Source organism: Streptosporangium brasiliense, from assembly GCF_030811595.1.
Lineage (GTDB): Bacteria > Actinomycetota > Actinomycetes > Streptosporangiales > Streptosporangiaceae > Streptosporangium > Streptosporangium brasiliense.
Window position 1 is genome coordinate 5,737,486 of record NZ_JAUSRB010000002.1, and the last position, 16,370, is coordinate 5,753,855.

The 16,370-nt window shown below is 72.4% G+C and carries 17 protein-coding genes; 12 read left to right on the forward strand and 5 right to left on the reverse strand.

The window, feature by feature from the left end:
• Positions 1-138 precede the first annotated feature (138 nt).
• The 3 genes from J2S55_RS34725 to J2S55_RS34735 are packed head-to-tail and all read left to right on the forward strand — an operon-like array spanning position 139 to position 2,911.
• Entirely contained in the window at positions 139-1,068 is a 930-nt protein-coding gene (locus J2S55_RS34725; RefSeq protein ID WP_306869653.1) for an ROK family protein, read from the forward strand.
• A complete protein-coding gene (locus J2S55_RS34730; protein WP_306869654.1) occupies positions 1,065-1,814 on the forward strand; it encodes a sugar phosphate isomerase/epimerase family protein in 750 nt (249 codons plus the stop codon). The genes J2S55_RS34725 and J2S55_RS34730 overlap by 4 nt, the downstream gene beginning before the upstream one ends.
• Positions 1,811-2,911 carry a Gfo/Idh/MocA family protein gene (locus J2S55_RS34735; protein WP_306869658.1) on the forward strand — a complete coding sequence of 367 codons (1,101 nt, stop codon included), beginning with the start codon at positions 1,811-1,813 and terminating at the stop codon, positions 2,909-2,911. Before J2S55_RS34730 ends, J2S55_RS34735 begins: the two co-directional genes overlap by 4 nt.
• Positions 2,912-3,105: 194 nt before the next feature.
• Here J2S55_RS34735 and J2S55_RS34740 read toward each other — a convergent pair whose 3' ends face one another.
• The gene (locus J2S55_RS34740; protein ID WP_306869660.1) at positions 3,106-3,312 is read right to left on the reverse strand and encodes a hypothetical protein; all 207 of its coding nucleotides are present in this window, start codon (positions 3,310-3,312) and stop codon (positions 3,106-3,108) included.
• A 17-nt stretch (positions 3,313-3,329) separates the two neighbouring features.
• Between J2S55_RS34740 and J2S55_RS34745 the strand changes: the two genes are divergently transcribed.
• On the forward strand, positions 3,330-3,983 hold the full coding sequence (locus J2S55_RS34745) for a hypothetical protein (protein WP_306869663.1): 654 nt from the start codon (positions 3,330-3,332) through the stop codon (positions 3,981-3,983).
• A 148-nt stretch (positions 3,984-4,131) separates the two neighbouring features.
• Here J2S55_RS34745 and J2S55_RS34750 read toward each other — a convergent pair whose 3' ends face one another.
• A complete protein-coding gene (locus J2S55_RS34750) occupies positions 4,132-4,593 on the reverse strand; it encodes a PPOX class F420-dependent oxidoreductase (protein ID WP_306869666.1) in 462 nt (153 codons plus the stop codon).
• Positions 4,594-4,784: 191 nt separating this feature from the next.
• Between J2S55_RS34750 and J2S55_RS34755 the strand changes: the two genes are divergently transcribed.
• The 5 genes from J2S55_RS34755 (at position 4,785) to J2S55_RS34775 (ending at position 10,983) form a co-directional block, all read left to right on the forward strand.
• Complete coding sequence (locus J2S55_RS34755; protein WP_306869669.1) at positions 4,785-5,471, forward strand: fasciclin domain-containing protein; 687 nt, start codon at positions 4,785-4,787, stop codon at positions 5,469-5,471.
• Between the two features lie 264 nt (positions 5,472-5,735).
• Positions 5,736-6,395 carry a DUF4142 domain-containing protein gene (locus tag J2S55_RS34760; RefSeq protein WP_306869672.1) on the forward strand — a complete coding sequence of 220 codons (660 nt, stop codon included), beginning with the start codon at positions 5,736-5,738 and terminating at the stop codon, positions 6,393-6,395.
• 379 nt (positions 6,396-6,774) lie between these two features.
• A complete protein-coding gene (locus J2S55_RS34765; RefSeq protein ID WP_306869675.1) occupies positions 6,775-8,808 on the forward strand; it encodes a serine/threonine protein kinase in 2,034 nt (677 codons plus the stop codon).
• A 7-nt stretch (positions 8,809-8,815) separates the two neighbouring features.
• Positions 8,816-10,801: a serine/threonine-protein kinase gene (locus J2S55_RS34770; RefSeq protein WP_306869677.1), complete on the forward strand. Its 1,986-nt coding sequence runs from the start codon at positions 8,816-8,818 to the stop codon at positions 10,799-10,801.
• The gene (locus tag J2S55_RS34775; RefSeq protein ID WP_306869680.1) at positions 10,798-10,983 is read left to right on the forward strand and encodes a hypothetical protein; all 186 of its coding nucleotides are present in this window, start codon (positions 10,798-10,800) and stop codon (positions 10,981-10,983) included. Before J2S55_RS34770 ends, J2S55_RS34775 begins: the two co-directional genes overlap by 4 nt.
• On the opposite strand, the gene J2S55_RS34780 is transcribed toward J2S55_RS34775, so the two are convergent.
• The 3 genes from J2S55_RS34780 to J2S55_RS34790 all read right to left on the reverse strand — a co-directional run bounded on the left by J2S55_RS34780 (position 10,980) and on the right by J2S55_RS34790 (position 13,400).
• Positions 10,980-11,795 carry an SAM-dependent methyltransferase gene (locus J2S55_RS34780; protein WP_306869683.1) on the reverse strand — a complete coding sequence of 272 codons (816 nt, stop codon included), beginning with the start codon at positions 11,793-11,795 and terminating at the stop codon, positions 10,980-10,982. The two genes, J2S55_RS34775 and J2S55_RS34780, sit on opposite strands and share 4 nt — an antisense overlap.
• Before the next feature lie 106 nt (positions 11,796-11,901).
• Entirely contained in the window at positions 11,902-12,717 is an 816-nt protein-coding gene (locus tag J2S55_RS34785) for an SAM-dependent methyltransferase (RefSeq protein ID WP_306869686.1), read from the reverse strand.
• A gap of 101 nt (positions 12,718-12,818) precedes the next feature.
• A complete protein-coding gene (locus tag J2S55_RS34790) occupies positions 12,819-13,400 on the reverse strand; it encodes an ATP-binding protein (protein WP_306869689.1) in 582 nt (193 codons plus the stop codon).
• Between the two features lie 157 nt (positions 13,401-13,557).
• Here J2S55_RS34790 and J2S55_RS34795 point away from each other — a divergent pair, with 157 nt between their 5' ends.
• From J2S55_RS34795 to J2S55_RS34805, 3 genes are all read left to right on the forward strand, one after another.
• Entirely contained in the window at positions 13,558-13,803 is a 246-nt protein-coding gene (locus J2S55_RS34795; protein ID WP_306869692.1) for a DUF397 domain-containing protein, read from the forward strand.
• A gap of 108 nt (positions 13,804-13,911) precedes the next feature.
• Positions 13,912-14,817 (forward strand): Sco1979 family transcriptional regulator, encoded by a 906-nt coding sequence (locus J2S55_RS34800; protein ID WP_306869694.1) that lies wholly within the window; start codon positions 13,912-13,914, stop codon positions 14,815-14,817.
• Positions 14,818-14,877: 60 nt separating this feature from the next.
• A complete protein-coding gene (locus tag J2S55_RS34805) occupies positions 14,878-16,341 on the forward strand; it encodes an SDR family oxidoreductase (protein ID WP_306869696.1) in 1,464 nt (487 codons plus the stop codon).
• Positions 16,342-16,370 lie beyond the last annotated feature (29 nt).

A 16,370-nucleotide genomic window follows, 5' to 3' on the forward strand; every position in this document is an offset into this window, starting at 1 on the left:
CACCTCGCTTACCCGGTTAAGCAACTATCCCCCCGGACTGCAGGAGGATCCTGTGAGCCCCCGCTCCCCAGGCCCGCGCGGCCTGCCTCCCCGCCCCCCTATCGAAGCATCCCGTGCCGGGCGCCGCGAGCCCCGGCCATGACGGTCCTGGCGATCGACATCGGCGGCACCAAGTTCGCCGCCGCGGCCGTCGACCCCGGCGGGACGCTGGTGCGGCGGGTGGAGCTGCCGGTGGGGGCCGACCCCACCGCGACGCTGACCGAGCTGCTCGACGAGGTCGGGACCGCGGGCCTGACCGGGGTCGGGATCGGCTCCGCGGGCCCGGTCGACGCGCCCGCCGGCACGGTCAGCCCGGTCAACATCCCGTCCTGGCGGGACTTCCCCCTGGTCACGACCGTGGGCCGGCTCCTGCCCGGCCTCCCCGTCGTGCTCGCCGGGGACGCCCAGTGCATGGCGCTGGGCGAGTGGTGGCGGGGGAGCCACGTCCCGCGCTCCCGGGCGCTGCTGGGGATCGTGGTCTCCACGGGGGTGGGCGGCGGGATCGTCCTGGACGGCGTGCCGTACCTGGGGCCGACGGGGAACGCCGGCCACATCGGGCACATCACCGTCGACCGGGACGGCGAGCTGTGCCCCTGCGGGGCGCTCGGCTGCCTGGAGACGGTCGCCAGCGGCCCGAGCATGGTCCGCTGGGCGCTGGCGAACGGCTGGGCCGCCCCGGCCGGGCACCCGGACGCCAAGGCGCTCGCGGCCGACGCCCGCCGCGCCGTCCCCGTCGCCCAGCGGGCCTTCCAGCGGACCGCGGACGCGCTGGCCGCGGCGGTCCTCACCACGGCGGCGCTGTTCGACATCGACGACGTCGTCATCGGCGGCGGGGTGGCGGCGGCGGGGGAGACCCTGCTCACCCCGCTGCGGCAGGCGGTCGCCAAGCAGGCCGGCCTCGGCTTCCTGCGCCGCCTCACCGTCAGCCCGACCTCGCTGGAGCGCGACGCGGGCCTGTACGGCGCCGCCGCGCTGGCCCTCACCGCCGCCGCACCAGATCTGTCACGCCAGAAGGGACCATTGGGATGAGCCCGCTCGCCGTCCAGCTGTACTCCGTGCGCGAGCAGGCGGCCGTCGACCGCCGTGCGGTGCTGCGCCGTATCGCCGAGATCGGTTACGGCGCCGTCGAGCCGTACGACGCGCACCTGGACCCCGACGGACTCGCCGCCGACCTGGAGGCGACCGGGCTGCGGGCGTGCAGCGCGCACGCCCCGCTGCTCGACGAGCGCCGGGCGGCGGCGCTCGCCGCCGCGGTCAGGATCGGGGCGGACACGGTCATCGTGCCGGCCGCTCCCACCGAGTGGTTCGCCGACCGGGACGGCCTGGAGCGGGCTGCCCGGACCCTCAACGGGGCGGCCCGCGAGGCGGCCGACCTCGGCCTGCGGCTGGGATACCACAACCACTGGTGGGAGCTGGAGCAGCGGGTGGACGGCCGCCCGGCGCTGGAGGCGCTGGAGGAACTGCTGGACCCGGAGGTGCTCCTGGAGGTGGACGTCTACTGGGCGGCGACGGGCGGGACCGACCCGTCCGCGCTGCTGGCCCGGCTGGGCCGGCGGGTGCGCCACCTGCACGTCAAGGACGGGCCGGCGACCAAGGAGGGGCCGATGACGGCGGTGGGCGCGGGCGAGGTGCCGATCGTGGAGGCGCTGGTCGCCGCCCCCGACGCCGTGCGGATCGTGGAGCTGGACCACTGCGCCACCGACATGGTCGAGGCGCTGGCCGCCAGCCACACCTACCTGACCGGCCTCGTCGAGGCCGGGCGGGTGAGCCCGTGACGGGCCCGGTCGGCGTGGCCGTCGTCGGCTGCGGCACCATCAGCCACCAGTATCTGCGCAACCTCACCTCCTTCCCCGACCTGCGGGTGGTGGGGTGCGCGGACCTCGACGTGGAACGCGCCCGGCAGGTCGCGCGGCAGTACGGCGTGCCGGTGGCCGGGGCGCCGGCCGAGGTGATCGCCCACCCCGACGTCGAACTCGTCGTCAACCTCACGATCCCGGCCGCGCACGCGGCGGTGGCCGCCGCGGCGGTCGCGGCCGGCCGCCACGTCTACAACGAGAAGCCGTTCGCCCTGGACAGGGAGTCCGGCACGGAGGTGATCGAGGCCGCGGCCGCGGCGGGAGTGCGCCTCGGCTGCGCCCCCGACACCTTCCTCGGAGCCGGCCTGCAGACCGCGGCCCGGCTCGTCGCCGAGGGCGCCATCGGCACCCCGCTGACCGCGCTGACGCTGCTGCAGACCCCCGGCCCCGAATCGTGGCATCCCAGCCCGGAATTCCTGTTCAAGCCCGGCGCCGGACCGCTGTTCGACATGGGCCCCTACTACCTGACCGCCCTGGTGACGCTGTTCGGACCGGCCGAGCGGGTGGCCGCGGTCGCCCGCCGGGCCCGGGAGGAACGGGTCGTCGGCTCCGGGCCCCGGGCCGGGACCCGGTTCCCGGTGGAGGTGCCCACCCACACCACCGCGCTCCTGGAGTTCGCCGCCGGACAGGCCGCCACCATGGTGTTCAGCTTCGACTCACCGCTGCCCCGGCTGGGTTTCATCGAGATCACCGGGACGGAGGCGACCATGGAACTGCCCGATCCCAACACCTTCGACGGCGCGGTGCGCCTGCGCCGGGCCCTCGCCGACGACTGGGTCACCGTCCCGGCGGAGGGCGCCACCGCCGGCCGCGGGCTGGGCGTGCTCGACATGGCCCAGGCCATCCGGGCGGGCCGGCCGCACCGCGCGACGGGGGAGCTGGGCCTGCACGTCCTGGACACGATGCTGGCCGTCGCGGGCTCCGCGGAGCGGGGCGAGTTCCTGCCGGTCGGCAGCACCTGCGAGGTCCCCGGCCCGCTGCCCGCCGGCTGGGACCCGGCGCAGGGCCTGCTGTGACATCCGGCGGCCCGCCGGTGGCCGCCGCCCCCGCCGGAGGGCGGTGACCCGCCCTTCCCCGGGGGCGCGCCGCCGTCCCAGGGGGGTCACCTACCCCTCCCCGGGGCGCGCCACCGTCCCAGGGGTGACCCGCCCTTCCCCGGGGGCGCGCCGCCGTCCGGGAGCGTCAGGGGCCGGACCCGTCGCGCTCCGGCTCAGGGAGCCTGGCCGGCCGCCTCCCGGCCGTCCGCCGGGACCGCCTCCCAGCCGTCCGCCGTGGCCTCCTCCAGCCGGGCGCGGAGCCGGAGCCGGATCTCGTCCGGGGTGTAGGCCTGCCGCCGCCGTTCCGCCCGCGCGATCACCACGCCGGTCGCCGCCACGCCCGCGACGCCTGCCAGGCCGAGTATCTTCCACCACCGCATGTCCCTAGGCTACAGAGATGCCCGGCAAGAGCATCAGCCTCGACGAGGCGGTCAACCTGACCCGTACCGGCGACGTGTGGCTGTTCCGCGGCCGCACCGTGCCCGACCGAGCGATCCAGACGGTGACGAACAGTCCCGTCAACCATGTCGGAATGTCCGTCGTCATCGACGACATGCCCCCGTTGATGTGGCACGCCGAACTCGGCCGCTCGCTGCCCGACCTGTGGTCGGGCACCCACCAGCGCGGGGTCCAGCTCCACGACCTGCGCGAGGCGGTCCGCGTGTGGGCCACCAAGTACGGCCAGCGCGCCTGGCTGCGCCAGCTCGACCCCCAGGTCACCCGGGAGATGGAGGACGCGGTCCTGCGCACCGTCGCCCGGCTGGACGGCACCCCGTTCCCGTCCACGGCCCGGCTCGCCGGGCGCTGGGTCCGCGGGCGGGTGCCGAAGATCCTGAAGCGGGGCGCCGAGGAGAGCGCCCTGGAGAGCGCCTACTGCGCGGAGGTCGTCGCCGTCACCTACGAGGCGATGGGGCTGCTGCCCGGCGGCCGCCGCCCGAACTGGTACGACCCGGGCCGGTTTTGGAGCGGTGACGACCTTGAGCTGTCCGGCGGGTTCCAGCTCGGCGGGGAGATCACCGTGAAGCTGGCGCAGGCCGTGGGGCGGACCTGACCGCGGGCGCAACCCCCGGCGGCCCGTCGCCCGAAGTCACAGGTGGCGGATCCCGTCGCTCGGCGCAGCCGCGGACACCCGCGGCGGGCCCGTCGCCGTGGACGCGAGGGGGAGTGGGCCGTGCCGGACACCGTCGAGGCGGGCGGGGTCAGGCGAGGCGGGCGGGGAAGCCGCCGGTGGCGATCGGCCCCCAGCGGACCGGGGTGAGCCGCAGCAGTGACTTGCCCTGACGGACCATGGCCGCGCGGTAGTCGTCCCAGTCGGGGTGCTCGCCGGCGACGGCCCGGTAGTAGTCGACCAGCGGCTCCAGCGCCTCGGGCAGGTCCAGGACCTCCGCCGTGCCGTCCACCTGGACCCAGGGCCCGTCGAAGTCGTCCGACAGGACCACGATGCTCACCCGGGGGTCGCGGCGGGCGTTGGCCGCTTTCGCGCGCTCGGGGTAGGTGGACACCACGATGCGCCCCTCGGCGTCGACGCCGCAGGTCACCGGGGAGGCCTGGGGGCCGCCGTCGCGGCGCGCCGTGATGACCAGCGCGCGGTGGCGCCCGCGCAGGAACTCCAGCAGCCGATCACGGGAGACGACCTCGTTGGTAGCGATCTTCGGGCTCATGCCCCCACTGTACGGGGCGCCCCATGGACACCCCGGCGTCTCCTCACAGCAGGGAGATATGTGGTCAAGAGTCACTCTATGGGGCATTTAACCTGAAATTGGAGGGAATTGATCTACGAAAGATCGATGAGCGGCGCGGGGCCCGGCGGACGGATCCCGGAGGGCTCATCCATCCATCCAAGGAGATCACTGTGAAGAAGAAGGCTCTGCTCGCCTCGGCCCTGACCGCGCTGGCTCTGGCCGCGGTCCCCGTCGCCGGCCACGCGGCCGCCACGGGCTCCGTCCTCCGGGTCTCTCCCACGCCCATGCCCACGGACATGACCTCCGAGTCGCCCACGGACATGACCTCGGAGTCGCCCGGGGCCATGACCAAGCCGTTCGGCCCCGGCTGTTCCTCCCTGCCCGCCTCCGGCCCGGGCAGCCCCGGCAGCATAGCCTCGGAGCCGCTCGGCACCGCGCTCTCCCATATCCCGCAGCTGTCCACGCTGGCCAAGGCCGCCAAGCAGGCCGGACTGATCGAGAAGCTGGACTCCGCACCGGACATAACGGTGTTCGCCCCCACCGACGAGGCCTTCGGCAAGATCCCCAAGGAGGTCCTCGCGAAGGCCCTGGCGGACAAGGAGCTCCTGACCAAGATTCTCAACAACCACGTCGTCGAGGGGAAGAAGACCCCCGCCGAACTCGCCGAGGGGCCGCTGACCACGCTCGGCGGCGGCACGCTGACCGTCAAGAAGGCCGGCGAGGAGGACTACACCGTCGAGGACGCCAAGGTCGTCTGTGGCAACCTGCAGACCTCCAACGCCACCGTCTACCTCGTCGACATGGTTCTCCTCCCCCACGCCGAGGGGGCACCGAGCTCCGAGGCGACGCCGAGCTGAACGGCCGTAGGGGCGCCTGCCGCGGGCGCCCCTCGCCGTCTCCCCTCCGGCGGATGACGAGTGCCGCGCCCGTCCCGGGGGCGGCCGGCGCGGTACTCGGCGGGCGGGGGCGGCACGGGGCGGAGGACGGATCCGGCCGGCGGGCGCCCCCGGGAGGCGGAGGCCGGAGCTACCGCATTTTCACCCGAATTCTGCTATATCGGCAGACATCAATGCATATGTGGAGAAAGGTGCTAATCCGTTCACGCACTGACGGGGGATCCAATGATCCGAAGGATTATCGTCCTGCTGGCCGTCGCGGCCGTCGTTCTGGGCGGCACCGCCGGAGCCATCGCCGCTCAGCCGAATCTCAACGAGCAGGACAAGAAGTTTCTGGTTCAGATACATCGGGTCAACCTGACCGAGATCCAGGCGGGGAAGCTCGCCCAGCAGAGATCGACAGACCGCAGCATAAGTGACATCGGGAAAGTTCTGGTTGACAACCATACGAAGCTGGACGAGAGCGTGCGGCAGGCGGCCCAGAAGGCCAAAGTGCCGCTTCCCGGAGATCCGAACGCCGACCAGCGCGATCAGCTCGCCGAGCTGTCGAGGCTGACCGGGCAGGTCTTCGACAACGTGTGGCTGGCCGCGATGATCGTCGGCCACCGCCAGACCCTTGACCGCCTGGATCAGGAGCTGCGCGAAGGTTCGTCCCCTGAGGTGAAGAAGCTGGCCGAGGACGCCAGGCCGGTGGTGCGGGAGCACCTGAACCTGCTCCGCAAGGCCCGCGGCGGCACCGTGCGTCCCAGCCCCAGCCCCAGCCCCAGCGGCACCGTGTCTCCCAGCCCCGGTGGCACCGTGTCTCCCGGCCCCGGTGGCACCATGAGCCCCGGTCACGAGGGCACCGGGAGCCCCATGCCTCCCCCTGGCGGCACCGGCGAGTGACGGGCGGAGGAGGCGGGCGGACGGCATGCCCGCCCGCCGCGTCTCCGCCGGGTCCGTCCGAGCCGTCCCGCCGCGTCTCCGCCGGGTCCGTCCGAGCCGTCCCGCCGCGGACCACGGTCGGGCTCTCCCGTGAGACGGGGGTCGCGCTCCCCGGAGGCCGTGCTCCCGAAACAGGAGAACCGTGCTCCCGAAACAGGAGAGGTGCGCCGGAACGGCCGAGTGATCGACGGCGACGCGTATATCTCACCTGTTCCACCAATATCTATGATCTTTTCCGTCGGAGCCTTTCCGTCCGTGGCATGATGCGATGGGCTTGCCGTCACGCAGATCTGTGCGGATAGTTGATGATCTACGGACGAGCTTTAAGGAGAAGCCCGACATGCCGGAGGTCGAGCCCCTGCACTCGGATGATCCGCCTTATTTAGGTTCATATCGGATTGTCGGGAAACTCGGCGAGGGCGGGAAGAGCACCGTCTATCTGGCGACGGGGCCGGGGGAGGAGCACGTCGCCGTCAAACTCGTGCACGCCGATCTGACCGGGAGCGAACGGTTCCTGCGCAAGGTCGAGGAACTGCGGCAGGTGTCCGCCTTCTGCACCGCGCAGGTCGTCGAGACCGGCCTGGCCGGCGATCGGCCGTACGTGGTCAGCGAATACATCGACGGTCCCACCCTGTACAAGGCCGTCGAGGACGACGGTCCGCTGCGCGGCGCGGCGCTGCACCGGCTCGCCATCGGCACGATGACGGCCCTGGTCGCCATCCACCAGGCCGGGATCGTCCACCGTGACTTCAACCCGGGCAGCGTGCTGCTCGGCCCGGACGGGCCGCGAGTGATCGATTTCGGCATCGCCGAGGCGCTCGAGGCCGGGGCCGGCAGCACCACGCGGTCGGTCGGCATGCCCGCCTACCTGACGCCGGAGCAGTTGGAGGGCGAGCCCGTGGGGCCGGCGGCCGATCTGTTCGCGTGGGGCGCCACGATGCTCTTCGCGGCATCCGGGCGGTCGCCCTTCGAGGCGGACTCCATGTCGGCGACGATCAATCGGGTCCTGGGGGGCGAGCCGGACCTCACCGTCCTGGGCGACGACCTCCGCGGCCTGGTGGCCGACTGCCTGGCCAAGGACCCCCGGAACCGGCCGGCCGCCAGCGACGTCCTGCTCAGGCTGGTCGGGCACTCCACGATCCTGGCGACCGCCGAGCCGCTCCCCTCCGTCCCGGCCGCCGCCGGCCCGGATCTCCGGTCCGCTCCGCCGCCCGATCCGGCCACGCGCGTGCGGCTCCCGCCCCCGCCCCAGCCCCCGTCCCGGCCGGGCCGGCGCCGCCGTTCCGTGCTGCTCGGCGCCGCCGCCGTGGCCATCGCCCTCGTCTCGGGCGGCACCGTCTACGCGTTGACCCCCCGTGCGGCCCCCGTCCGGGTGGCCGCACCGCCCCCCACACCGCTCCCCTCCCCCTCTCCCGTCGTCATCGAGGCGTCACCGACGCCTCCCCCGGCGGCCACGGGGAAGGTGAAGGCCCCGGGGAGGCGGCTCACGCTGCACGAGAACCCGGCGGACCCGGTGCGCCTGGCGTCCTACTTCATCACCGACCACAAGGGCCCGGTCTACCGCACATACGCGCGTGTCCCGGGCGGTGACGCCTTCCGCCTGGTGGCGCAGGACGCCGACTTCGGCGACCCCACGGTCTCGCCGGACGGCAAGTGGGTCGCGGTCAACCCCTGGCTCAAGTTCGCCGCGTCGAGCTACGACTACGTCACCTTCATCAACTCGGCCACCGGCGAGAAGTTCTCGGTGGACACGCTCAAGCAGCCGCTGAGAGGACTCTCGGGGACGTGGAGCCCGGACAGCAGGCGGCTGCTCCTGACCGTCTACGATTTCGACGTCAAGCAGAAGGTGCAGTACCCCGCGGGGTTCGTCGTCGTCGACGTCGGCACCCGCAAGGCGACCGTCGTCAAGACCGACGACCAGCGGGACGGCTACGGCAACTTCGACTGGAGCCCCGACGGGACCCTCGTGGTCGGCGCCTACGAGCACAAGAAGCCGACGTTCGGAGTCCGGTTCCGCGACCAGAGCGGGAAGGTCGTGCGGACCATGCCCTGGGTGGGGCTGATGCCCGGTCCCGGGATCTTCTCCCCTTCGGGCACGCGTTTCTACACCTACTGCCCGGAGAGCACGGGCAAGCGGAACGCCGGATGCGTGTGGGACGCCAAGACCGGCAACAGGATCGCCTCGGTCCCGGTCTGGGACGGCGACACCACGATAGTGGGATGGTGGGACGAGCACCATCTGATCGTCCGCGACCCGCGGAAGGACCCCTTCAAGTACGTCGTCGTGGATCTCCACGGCAAGGTGGTCCGCACCCTGGCCGAGATCACCAGGAAGAACGCCAAGGTCGTCCAGTTCAGATTCGCCCGGAAGTAAGCCGGCCATGACGGATCTTGCTCCGCTGCGCGCGGACGACCCCTCGCACGTGGGCGCCTACGAGCTCCTCGGGCGGGTCGGCGAGGGCGGCCAGGGCTCGGTCTTCCTGGGCGCCTCGCCCTCCGGGGAGCGTGTCGCCGTCAAGCTGCTGCGACAGAGCCCGGGCACGGACCGGCCGACGGGCCCGGTGCCGGACCCCCTTCTCCGGGAGATCGAGATCCTGCGCCGGGTGGCCCCCTTCTGCACCGCCCAGGTCGTCGAGACGGGCATGCTCGGCGCCCAGCCGTACATCGTCAGCGAATACGTCCAAGGGCCCACGCTCCAGCAGGTCGTCGACACCGAGGGCCCGCTGCGGGACGCCCGGCTGCGGAGACTCGCGGTGGGCACGATGACCGCGCTGAGCGCCATCCATCGAGCGGGCGTGGTGCACCGGGACTTCAAGCCGAGCAACGTGCTGCTCGGCCGGGACGGGCCCCGAGTGATCGACTTCGGCATCGCCCGCGCGCTGGACGCCGCGGCCACCGGTTCCGGCGTGGTGGGCACGCCGCCGTACATGGCGCCGGAGCAGTTCGAGTCCGCCCCGGTGGGACCCTCCGCGGACCTGTTCGCCTGGGGTTCGACCATGGTCTTCGCGGCCACCGGGAAGCCGCCGTTCGGCAGGGACTCGCTCCCGGCGGTCGTCAACCGGATTCTGCACAGGGACCCCGACCTCGGCGACCTCGACGGCGATCTGCGCGATCTCGTGGAGGAGTGTCTGTCCAAGGACCCCGGACGGCGTCCCACCGCGAAGGACGCGCTCCTGCTCCTCCTGGGCGCACGCGAGCGGCGCCCGGACGGAGACCTGCTCACCGCGGGTACGGCCGTCGCCTCCGGAGCCCCCGAGGCCGCCGTCGTGCCCGGCGCGCCGCCCGCCCGGCGCGGCCGCCGGGGAACGCTTCTCGCGGGGGTGGCCGTGGCGGTGGCACTGCTGTCCGGCGGGGTGGTGTACACCATGATCCGCGGCTCTGTCCCCGATGACGCGGAGGTCTCCGCATCCCCCTCCCCGGCCGTCATCCGGGAGGTAACGGCCGTGCCCGCCGCCCCGGCCAGGGAGATCCGGCTCCCCGAGCTGAAGACGAGGCTGCACGAGTCTCCCGGAGACCCGATCCACATAACGTCCTACATGCACCTTCGGAAGGATGTTTCTGACTCCTTCGCGCGAGAGGCGAAGGACGAGAAGTTCCAGTCGATCGGCCCCTACCAGGAGCCGCTGGTCTCGCCGGACGGGGCCTGGACGGCGGTCCTGCCCTGGATCAAGGCGAGCACGCCGGGTCCCCGCGACTCCATACGGCTGATCAAACGGGCCACCGGCCAGGAGTTCCTGGTGCACACGGTGAGCAAGCCGACGGCGAACTACAACCCCTACTGGTCCTCCGACGGCAGGCGGGTCCTGTTGACGACCTATGACCGGGCCCTCGGCACGAGGCAGGTCCTCGGGTTCGTCGTCGTCGACGTGGCGACGGCCAGGGCGACGGTCGTCTCGGTCGACACGAAGGGGATCGGCGATTTCCCCTTCATGTGGGCCCCCGGCGAGTCCACCGTCGCCGTACGCTTCCCGAGCGGCTCGGGCGCCGGTCTGCGCTTGTTCGATCTGAGGGGAAAGACCGTCCGCACCATCCCGTCCGTGGGCGAACCCAGCAGCAGCGAGAACACGTTCTCTCCGGCCGGGAAGCAGTTCGTCACCCTCTGCCCGGACCGGATCGCGACCGCGTGTCTGTGGGACACCGCGACCGGCCGGCGGCGGGCCACGATCCCGGTCCCCGTGGCCAGCACGCTCATCGGCTGGTACAACGACGCCCACGTCATCCTGCTCGACCGGACGCGGGACCCCCGCCGGGTCGTCGCCGTGAACACGGAGGGAAAGGTCGTCCGGGTGCTCGCGGAGATCCCGGCCGACGAGCTGGGCGGAGGCGGCGGCCGCTTCGTGCCGCGCTATACGAGGACAGGACATTGACCGGGTGGACCCGCGGACGCGGGAACGGCTCCGCGTACCGGCGGTGTCCGCCGGAGCGGGACGCGGCGCTCGCCCCGGAGACCGGGGTGAGCGCCGTGGCCGGGACCTCACGCTCCGACCGGCCACCGGCCACCGGCGGCGCCGCGGTGCGGTGGCGCTCGATCGGCGCCGTCCCCGGCTAGCCGGTCTTGCGGGCGACCCCGGCCACGGTCCAGACCTTCTCCGGGCGCTGGGCGGCGAGCGGGTTGTCGGGGCGCCACTGGCGGATGTAGACCAGGCCCGGGTCGATGAGCTCCATGCCGTCGAAGAAGCGCAGCACCTGCTTGCGCGTGCGCGAGGCGTCCTCGCTCCGGCCGAGGACCCGCCGGTAGATGTCGACGAGCGGCCCCGCCGCCTCGGGGCGGGTGTCGAAGACGGCGTGGGCTATGACGAGGTGGCTGCCGACGGCCACCGCGTCGCGCAGCAGGGCCACGCTCTTGAACGGGCCGTCCTCGCCGGGGATGAACTGGAGCGCCGAGGGGATCAGGAGGGCCACCGGCCGCTCCAGGTCGATGAGCCGCCGCAGCTCGTGATCGGCCAGCAGTTCGTCGGGGTGGAGCAGGTCGCCCCGGACCACGGAGGTGCGGGGGTCGGTGGCCAGCAGGGCCATGGCGTGGGAGAGCACCACCGGGTCGTCGGCGACGTAGAGCACCCGGGCGGCGGGGTCGAGGGACTGGGCGACCTGGTGGACGTTGCGCTGGGTGGGCAGCCCCGACCCGATGGAGACGAACTGCGTGATGCCCCGCTCGACGAGATGGCGCACCGCCCGGCCGACGAAGGCCTGGCTCTCCTTGGCCATCGTCCTGATCTCCGGGGCGATGGCGAGCACCTCTTCGGCGGCCGCCCGGTCGGCCGCGAAGTTGTCCTTGCCGCCGAGGAAGTAGTCGTTCATCCGGGCGACGTTGGGCACGCTGGTGTCCAGGCCTGCCGGTGGCCGCCGGGCCGCGTCGCTCATCGGTCATCTCCTTGGTTGCCTGTGAGACTAAAGAACCGCGGCGCCCATGGGTAGATGGCAGATTGCGAGCAATAGGAGAAATACATCGATTGTTCTGTGGGACCGGCTATTCCTTGCGGCCGACCCCGCCGACGACCCACACCGAGTCCGGCCGGTGGGGCCCGGTCCCGTCGGGACGCCACCGGGGGACGTAGACGACCCCGGGCTCGACGAGCGCGAGCCCGTCGAAGAAGCGTCCGACCTCGGCGCCGGTGCGCAGGTTGCCGCGGCGGGGGCCGGTGACCGAACCGCGGTCCTGGTAGAGGGCGGCGAGCTTCGCGGTCGTCTCCGGGCGCATGTCGGAGACCGCGTGGGAGACGGCCAGGTAGCTGCCCGGCGCGATCGCCCTCCGGAGGTCGGTGACGATCCGCAGGGCCAACGCGTCGTCGGTGATGTCCTGCAGCACCGAGAAGAGGAGGACCGCCACGGGGCGGTCGAAGTCGATCATGCCGGTGAGCCGGAGGCGGGACAGCAGCAGCTCCGGCCGGCGCGCGTCGGCCTCGACCACCGTGGTCAGGCGGTCGTCCTGGAGCAGGGCCTGGGCGTGGACGACGACCATCGGGTCGTTGTCGACGTACGCCACCCGTGCCTCGGGTGCGACGGCGTGCGCGATCTCGTGCACGTTTCCCCGTGTCGGCAGGCCGCAGCCGATGTCGACGAACTGCCGGATGCCGGCCCCGGCGAGGAAGCGGACCACCCGTGCGAGGAAGAGGCGGCCCTCTCTGGACATCGCGGGGAGCTCGGGGGCGAGTGCGAGCGCCGCGTGCGCGGCCGCCCGGTCGGCCGCGAAGTTGTCCTTGCCGCCGAGGAAGTAGTCGGCTATCCGGCCCCCGTTGGGGACCGTGGGGTCGAACTTCGGGCGTTCGGTCTTCGACGGAACCATGTCATCTTCCATCCGGCCGGTGCGGGTTGAGCGGACAATATCCATCCTTCACTGGATATGGGGCATATTCCGCGAATCTCCGCTGCCGGGCGTGGTGTCCGTCAGTGGCATGCCTCCAGATGGCGCCCCGTCCTCGGGGGGAGGCTGAAGGCCGCCCACACGGCCTTGCCCCGGCTCTCCAGCGGCGCCCAGCCCCACATCTCGCTGACCCCCTGGACGAGCTGGAGGCCGCGGCCGTTCTCGGCCTCGAAGTCGGGCTCGCGCAGGCTGGGGCCCTGGTCGCTGGGGTCGGTGACCGCGCACAGCACCGAGCGGCCGGTATGGCAGAGGATGACCCTGACCTCCTGCCCGCGGTGGCCGTTGACCCCGTCCCGCACGCCGTGCCGCACGGCGTTGGTCACCAGTTCGGAGACCACCACGCCGGTGTCGTCGATCAGGCAGGCCAGCTCCCAGGAGCGCAGCGCGGCGGAGGCGAACTCGCGGGCGGTCCGTGCCGCGCGGGGATCGTGGCGCAGGCTCCGCACGGCCATCTGGAGCTGGTCGACGTGGCTGTCGCCGTCCGCCCAGGGCGGCAGCCCGCTCGGCGGGAGCAGGTGATCGAGCATCGACAGCCACCGCTCCCACCCGCCGATCTCCGTCTGGATGGGGGTGGCTCGGGCTTGATGTCTTTGGTGACCAGTCATCGGTGACCTTGGGGAGGGGGGTGATCGTGTGACAAAGATGATCCGTCTAGTCATCTTGCCCGCCATGATGTGCATAAGCAAGTACAGATGCACGTGCATATGCACAAAGCCCTATGCTTGTGGCGAGGTTTCCCTCCCTAATCGGTGAGAGGCGAGGATGAATCAGCTGTACAACGGCATGCCTGCCGTGCTGCTGGACGGGATCGTCTGGCGCAAGAGTCACTTCAGCAACCCCAGCGGAAACTGCGTCGAGCTGGCCACGCTGCCCGGCGACGCGGTCGCGATCCGCAACTCGCGAGACCCGGAGGGGCCCGCGCTGATCTACACCCGGCGCGAGCTCGACGCCTTCGTGCGGGGCGTGAAGGGCGGCGATTTCGATGATCTGATCATCTCAATTGATTGAAGAATGAAATTCCATGTGGCCGGGAAGATATGACCGGAGTACGGTGAAGGCTCGCGACGGCCACAAAGAGTGGGCGGGGGCTCGCGTTCCGCGCTCGAAGGAATGTAAATGATCACACCTCACGCCGGAGGCGAGCCGGTCCCCCCGACCCCCATGGCCATGCCCCGGGGGAGTTCGACGGTGCTGAGGATCGTGCTGGGCGCGCAGCTCCGGCGGCTCCGCGAGCAGCGTCACATCACCCTGGAGGAGGCCGGCCACGCCATCCGCGCCTCCCACTCGAAGATCAGCCGGATGGAGCTGGGCAGGGTCAGCTTCCGGATCAGGGACGTGGCCGACCTGCTGACGCTGTACGGCGTCTCGGACGAGGACGACCGGCAGGCGCTGCTGGCCCTCGTCGGGCGGGCCAACGTCACCGGGTGGTGGCACAACTACAACGACGTCCTGCCGAGCTGGTTCGAGACGTACGTGGGCCTGGAGGAGTCGGCCACCGGCATCCGCAACTACGAGGTCCAGTTCGTCCCCGGCCTGCTCCAGAGCGAGGGCTACGCGCGGGCCGTCATCCGGCTGGGGTTCCCGGCCGCCTCCGAGGAGGAGCTGGAGCGCCGCCTGCGGCTGCGCCTGGCCCGCCAGCGGCTGCTGCGCAGCGCCGAGCCGCCCCATCTGTGGGCGGTGCTCGACGAGGCGGTGCTGCGCCGGCCCCTGGGCGGGGCCGAGGTGATGCGCGGCCAGATCGACCACATCCTCCAGGCGCTCGAACTGCCCAACGTGACCGTCCAGATCGTGCCCTTCAGCGTCGGCGGCCACGCCGCGGCCGGCGGGCCCTTCAGCATCCTGCGCTTCTCCCAGCCCGACCTGCCCGACGTGGTCTACATGGAGCAGCTCACCAGCGCCGTATACCTCGAAAAGCGCGACGACGTGGACCGCTACCTCGAGGTGATGGAGCGCCTGTGCATCGAGGCCGAGCCGGCCTCGCGCACGCGGGAGATTCTCGCCCGGATCCGCGAAGAGCTGTAGGAGCGGCCACAGAACGGCCGGGCAGGCAACCGTCCCGGCCCGCCGTACGAAGATGGTCAGATGAGATGTCTCGTGACCGGAGCGACGGGATACATCGGCGGACGGCTCGTGCCCGAACTGCTCGACGCGGGCCACGACGTGCGGTGCATGGTGCGCTCGGCCGGCCGCCTGCGCGACCAGCCGTGGGTCTCCCGCGTGGAGACCGCCGAGGCCGACGCGGCCGACGCCGCCCGGACGAGGGAGGCGCTCGGCGGCGTCGACGTCGCCTACTACCTCATCCACACGATGGGCGGGGGACGGGGCTTCGCCGCGGCCGACCGCCGCGCGGCCGCCACGTTCGCCGCCGCGGCCCGGGAGGCGGGGGTGCGCCGCATCGTCTACCTGGGCGGCCTCGCCCCGGACGAGGACCTGTCGCCCCACATGCGCTCCCGCGCCGAGGTGGGGGAGACCTTCCTGCGTTCCGGGGTGCCGGCCGTGGTGCTGCGGGCGGCCGTCATCATCGGATCGGGCTCGGCCTCCTTCGAGATGCTGCGCTACCTCACCGAGCGGCTGCCGGTGATGACGACGCCGCGGTGGGTGCGCACCAGGACGCAGCCCGTCGCGATCCGCGACGTCCTGCGCTACCTCGTGGCCTGGGCGGCCGTCGAGGAGGAGGTGAACCGCTCCTTCGACATCGGTGGCCCGGACGTGCTGACCTACGCCGACATGATGCGCGGCTACGCCGAGGTCGCCGGGCTGCCCCAGCGGGTGATCATCCCCGTCCCGATGCTCAGCCCCGGCCTGTCGAGCCACTGGGTGGGACTGGTCACCCCCGTCCCGGCGAACATCGCCCGCCCGCTGGTGGAGTCGCTGCGCAACGAGGCCGTCTGCGGTGAGCACGACATCGCCGGCTACGTCCCGGACCCGCCCGAGGGGCTGATCGGGTTCCGGGAGGCCGTCACGCTGGCCCTGCGGCGGATCAAGGAGGCGGAGGTCCTCACCCGATGGTCCTCGGCCTCGACGCCGGGGGCGCCGAGCGATCCGCTGCCCACCGACCCCGACTGGGCGGGCGGCAGCCTCTACGTCGACAGGCGGGCCCGCCGCGTCGAGGCGTCCCCGGGGGCCCTCTGGGAGGTGATCGAGTCGATCGGCGGCGAGCGGGGCTGGTACTCCCTGCCCGTCGCCTGGCGTGCCCGGGGCCTGCTCGACCGCCTCGTCGGAGGCGTGGGGCTGCGCCGCGGCCGCCGTGACCCGCGGCGGCTCCGCGTCGGGGACTCGGTCGACTTCTGGCGGGTCGAGGAGGTCGAGCCCGGCCGCCTGCTCCGGCTGCGCGCGGAGATGCGCCTGCCCGGTCTGGCCTGGCTGGAGCTGAGCGTGCGCCAGGACCGGGGACGGACGGTGTACGGCCAGCGCGCGATCTTCCATCCCCGGGGGCTGGCCGGCCACCTCTACTGGTGGTCGATCTCGCCCTTCCACAGCCTGATCTTCGGCCGGATGCCGGGCAACGTGGCGGCCGCCGCCGAGCGCGGCGACGCGTTCGTCTGAGGGACGGGCCCGCAGGCCGTCGCGGCACC

What these genes read in the sequence shown, in the direction of transcription:
- J2S55_RS34725 (WP_306869653.1), top strand. Translation starts at nt 139, where the DNA reads ATGACGGTCCTGGCGATCGACATCGGCGGCACCAAGTTCGCCGCCGCG.
- J2S55_RS34730 (WP_306869654.1), top strand. Translation starts at nt 1,065, where the DNA reads ATGAGCCCGCTCGCCGTCCAGCTGTACTCCGTGCGCGAGCAGGCGGCC.
- J2S55_RS34740 (WP_306869660.1), bottom strand. Translation starts at nt 3,312, where the DNA reads ATGCGGTGGTGGAAGATACTCGGCCTGGCAGGCGTCGCGGGCGTGGCG.
- J2S55_RS34745 (WP_306869663.1), top strand. Translation starts at nt 3,330, where the DNA reads ATGCCCGGCAAGAGCATCAGCCTCGACGAGGCGGTCAACCTGACCCGT.
- J2S55_RS34750 (WP_306869666.1), bottom strand. Translation starts at nt 4,593, where the DNA reads ATGAGCCCGAAGATCGCTACCAACGAGGTCGTCTCCCGTGATCGGCTG.
- J2S55_RS34760 (WP_306869672.1), top strand. Translation starts at nt 5,736, where the DNA reads ATGATCCGAAGGATTATCGTCCTGCTGGCCGTCGCGGCCGTCGTTCTG.
- J2S55_RS34765 (WP_306869675.1), top strand. Translation starts at nt 6,775, where the DNA reads ATGCCGGAGGTCGAGCCCCTGCACTCGGATGATCCGCCTTATTTAGGT.
- J2S55_RS34770 (WP_306869677.1), top strand. Translation starts at nt 8,816, where the DNA reads ATGACGGATCTTGCTCCGCTGCGCGCGGACGACCCCTCGCACGTGGGC.
- J2S55_RS34780 (WP_306869683.1), bottom strand. Translation starts at nt 11,795, where the DNA reads ATGAGCGACGCGGCCCGGCGGCCACCGGCAGGCCTGGACACCAGCGTG.
- J2S55_RS34785 (WP_306869686.1), bottom strand. Translation starts at nt 12,717, where the DNA reads ATGGTTCCGTCGAAGACCGAACGCCCGAAGTTCGACCCCACGGTCCCC.
- J2S55_RS34790 (WP_306869689.1), bottom strand. Translation starts at nt 13,400, where the DNA reads ATGACTGGTCACCAAAGACATCAAGCCCGAGCCACCCCCATCCAGACG.
- J2S55_RS34795 (WP_306869692.1), top strand. Translation starts at nt 13,558, where the DNA reads ATGAATCAGCTGTACAACGGCATGCCTGCCGTGCTGCTGGACGGGATC.
- J2S55_RS34800 (WP_306869694.1), top strand. Translation starts at nt 13,912, where the DNA reads ATGATCACACCTCACGCCGGAGGCGAGCCGGTCCCCCCGACCCCCATG.
- J2S55_RS34805 (WP_306869696.1), top strand. Translation starts at nt 14,878, where the DNA reads ATGAGATGTCTCGTGACCGGAGCGACGGGATACATCGGCGGACGGCTC.